Origin of the sequence: Citrobacter sp. U14242 (assembly GCF_046555775.1) — a bacterium.
Classification (GTDB): domain Bacteria; phylum Pseudomonadota; class Gammaproteobacteria; order Enterobacterales; family Enterobacteriaceae; genus Citrobacter.
Window position 1 is genome coordinate 1 of the sequence record NZ_JBKGLW010000037.1, and the last position, 505, is coordinate 505.

Genomic DNA, 505 nt, shown 5'->3' on the forward strand with positions numbered 1-505 from the left:
CTCGGAGAAGATGGTGCATCCGGGAGGATTCGAACCTCCGACCGCTCGGTTCGTAGCCGAGTACTCTATCCAGCTGAGCTACGGATGCATCGGGAATTGCTGATTTACAACTAATACTGCGGAGAAGATGGTGCATCCGGGAGGATGACTCAGTTACCCTCGCCCTACGGGTCGTTGCTAAAGCAACGCTATTCTCCCTGGTGCTGGCGATTATCTCGCAGACCATGAAACAACACGTTAGCTGTTATCTCGGAGAAGATGGTGCATCCGGGAGGATTCGAACCTCCGACCGCTCGGTTCGTAGCCGAGTACTCTATCCAGCTGAGCTACGGATGCATCAGGGAAACTATTTTACTGCAGATTTGATATCGCTACTAAAGCTTTATCAATTTTCCGTAACAACGCCAATACGCTATTACAGAGAAGATGGTGCATCCGGGAGGATTCGAACCTCCGACCGCTCGGTTCGTAGCCGAGTACTCTATCCAGCTGAGCTACGGATGCA

The 505-nt window shown here is 51.7% G+C and carries 3 tRNA genes; all 3 read right to left on the reverse strand.

Annotated elements, in window-relative coordinates:
• Nucleotides 1-11: 11 nt before the first annotated feature.
• The 3 genes from ACLJXE_RS24315 to ACLJXE_RS24325 all read right to left on the reverse strand — a co-directional run bounded on the left by ACLJXE_RS24315 (nt 12) and on the right by ACLJXE_RS24325 (nt 504).
• Nucleotides 12-88, reverse strand: a tRNA-Arg gene (locus ACLJXE_RS24315).
• A 171-nt stretch (nt 89-259) separates the two neighbouring features.
• Nucleotides 260-336: transfer RNA gene (locus ACLJXE_RS24320), tRNA-Arg, on the reverse strand.
• Between the two features lie 91 nt (nt 337-427).
• Nucleotides 428-504, reverse strand: a tRNA-Arg gene (locus ACLJXE_RS24325).
• Between the last annotated feature and the right edge of the window lies 1 nt (nt 505).